This window comes from Bradyrhizobium campsiandrae, assembly GCF_014529705.1.
Classification (GTDB): Bacteria; Pseudomonadota; Alphaproteobacteria; order Rhizobiales; family Xanthobacteraceae; genus Bradyrhizobium; species Bradyrhizobium campsiandrae.
Genome location: NZ_JAANIH010000317.1, coordinates 1 through 255 on the forward strand (window position 1 = coordinate 1; position 255 = coordinate 255).

At 69.4% G+C, this 255-nt stretch carries 1 protein-coding gene; it reads right to left on the minus strand.

The window, feature by feature from the left end; genetic code table 11:
• Window positions 1-255: hypothetical protein (locus G8O24_RS47475; protein WP_188108482.1), on the minus strand; the 255-nt coding region annotated here is incomplete at both ends.

Consider the following 255-nt stretch of genomic DNA (forward strand, 5'->3'; position numbering starts at 1 on the left):
TGGTGACGCCCTCCATGGCCACCAGCGGCATCAGCTGCTCGCGGTACTGCACCATGTAGCGGCCGTTCGAGAACTCGATCTTGTCGGCGGGCAGCTCTTCCAGGCGCGTGACGAGGCCGAGCGGGACTGCCTTGGGCTGGGACGAGCCGGCGCGGAACACCAGGAGCGAGGTGGTCTGCTCGCCCGAGCCGATGTGATGCGCGGCATTGTCGTCGCCCATGTCATGGGCCGAGGAGCCGGCGGCGCCGAGCGCCT